Source organism: Mangrovibacterium sp. (assembly GCF_059905295.1).
This window is the reverse complement of record NZ_JBZQJF010000318.1, coordinates 1-2,142: the sequence shown is the minus strand read 5'-3', so window position 1 is coordinate 2,142 and position 2,142 is coordinate 1. Positions and strand designations below refer to the sequence as shown.

Below are 2,142 nucleotides of genomic sequence, written 5' to 3'. Positions count from 1 at the left end.
GTTGAATGCCCATTTTAAAGAACAGTTTGAATCAGTTGAAAATATTATTCTTTCTGAAGTAAACGTGAAAGAGGTGGAGTACCTGACTGACACGGCTGGAATAATCAAGAAGAAAATTAAACCAAACTTCAAAACCTTAGGTCCGAAGTATGGTAAGATTATGAAACAAATTGCAGCATCCGTTGCACAGTTTTCTCAAACCGACATTGCTGAGTTGGAGAAAAATGAAAGTTTCAAACTGAGTGTGGCTGATCAGGATGTTGAATTGACACCTGCTGACGTTGAAATTACCACCGAAGATATTCCGGGATGGTTGGTTTCAACCGAAGGAGAGTTAACAATTGCATTAGATATCAACATTAGCGAAGAATTAAAACAAGAGGGTATTGCCCGCGAGTTCATCAATAAAATTCAAAACATCCGGAAGGATAGCGATTTTGAAGTTACCGACCGGATTAATGTGAAAATTGAAAAGCATGATTTTTATAATCAGGCGGTTGAGAATTTTAAAGAATACATCGCTAGCCAAACACTTTCCGCAGAATTAGCTTTGGTTGAATCGATGGACAATGGCTTGGGTCAGTTGGTGGAAATTGATCAAGATGTTGAGGCTCGTATTTTTGTTGAAAAAAAGGGATAAATCGGCTGTTTGACGGGGATACGAAGCAGCCGGATATCAAATATATTTTATAATTTAGAAACCGAATGAGTTGTCATTCGAATAGAACTAACGAACTAAAATTTATTGGTATGGCTGAGAAAACCAGATATTCGGATGCTGAGTTGGCGGAGTTCAAAGAACTGATCTTAGGAAAACTTGCAAAAGCACAAAAAGATTACGAGTTATATAAGAATTCCATTACACACAGCGATGGGAATGATACCCAGGATACTTCACCAACATTTAAAGTGTTGGAAGAAGGAGCTGCGACCTTGTCAAAGGAAGAAGCCGGAAAGTTGGCGGCTCGTCAGCTAAAGTTTATTCAGCACTTACAAGCTGCTTTAATTCGTATTGAAAACAAGACCTATGGCATTTGTCGGGAAACCGGCAAGCTAATCTCGAAAGAGCGATTACGCGCGGTACCTCATGCAACCCTGAGTATCGAAGCGAAGAACAATCAAAAATAAAAAGCGAAAACGATATGATTGGGAGAATCCTTCTTCCAATCTTTTTTTTATCAAACAAATTGGCATGTCAAAACTACAAAAGTCGGTTCTGATCATTATTGCGGTGCTTGTTGTTGACCAGTTGCTGAAATTCTGGATTAAAACCAACATGTTTTTAGGTGAAGAATTTTCAGTCTTTGGAAATTGGTTCGTTATTCATTTTGTCGAAAATAACGGAATGGCTTTCGGCTTTGAATTTGCCGGGAATTACGGAAAAATATTCCTTAGCCTATTCCGCATCGTAGCGGTATTTGGTATTGGCTGGTATTTGCTAAAACTGGTTAAGCGCAACGATATTCCAATGGGCTTTATAGCTTGTGTATCACTTATCCTGGCTGGGGCTGTGGGTAATATTATCGATAGTGCCTTTTATGGATTAATATTCAGTGATAGTTACGGTAAGGTTGCTGAGCTTTTTCCTGCAGGAGGTGGTTATTCATCCTTTTTGCATGGAAAGGTGGTTGATATGCTCTACTTCCCGCTGATTTCAGGGCATTACCCGTCATGGGTTCCAGGTGTTGGAGGGGAGGAGTTTCTGTTCTTCCGTCCTGTGTTTAATCTGGCAGATTCGGCGATTACAGTTGGAATCTTCAGTGTCATTATTTTTTACTGGCGTTTATTCAGTAAACTGGATCAGGAAAAAGCAAAATCAGCCAAGTCAGCAGACAAAACTGATGGCGATGCCTGATTGCGGATAATTACAAACTGAATTTTGAATTTTTGTTTGTGTTTTTAGTCCGAATATCGTAAACTTGCAATCCGAAAAATCAAGGATCTGATGATCCTCTAAATAAGATTTTTAGGGCCTATAGCTCAGTTGGTTAGAGCACCTGACTCATAATCAGGGAGTCCCTGGTTCAAGCCCAGGTGGGCCCACTTAATTATCAAAGAGTTACAGCAGTTTTTGCTTGTAGCTCTTTTTTGTTTTAATACCTGAAAGTTGGGGGTAGTTGTTGTTCGGGGAGTCTATTCGAT

The 2,142-nt window shown here is 39.5% G+C and carries 3 protein-coding genes and 1 tRNA gene; all 4 read left to right on the top strand.

Going from position 1 to position 2,142, the window contains the following annotated elements; all coding sequences use genetic code 11:
- A partial coding sequence (locus AC37HE_RS16065) for a DUF5915 domain-containing protein (RefSeq protein ID WP_500783990.1) occupies positions 1–640 on the top strand: 640 nt, incomplete at its 5' end.
- A gap of 110 nt (positions 641–750) precedes the next feature.
- Positions 751–1,128 (top strand): TraR/DksA family transcriptional regulator, encoded by a 378-nt coding sequence (locus tag AC37HE_RS16060; RefSeq protein ID WP_500783988.1) that lies wholly within the window; start codon positions 751–753, stop codon positions 1,126–1,128.
- Positions 1,129–1,192: 64 nt separating this feature from the next.
- A complete protein-coding gene (locus AC37HE_RS16055) occupies positions 1,193–1,855 on the top strand; it encodes a lipoprotein signal peptidase (protein ID WP_500783986.1) in 663 nt (220 codons plus the stop codon).
- 114 nt (positions 1,856–1,969) lie between these two features.
- Positions 1,970–2,043: transfer RNA gene (locus tag AC37HE_RS16050), tRNA-Ile, on the top strand.
- Positions 2,044–2,142 lie beyond the last annotated feature (99 nt).

Coding starts and splice junctions, on each gene's coding strand:
- AC37HE_RS16060 (WP_500783988.1), top strand. CDS start 751: ATGGCTGAGAAAACCAGATATTCGGATGCTGAGTTGGCGGAGTTCAAA.
- AC37HE_RS16055 (WP_500783986.1), top strand. CDS start 1,193: ATGTCAAAACTACAAAAGTCGGTTCTGATCATTATTGCGGTGCTTGTT.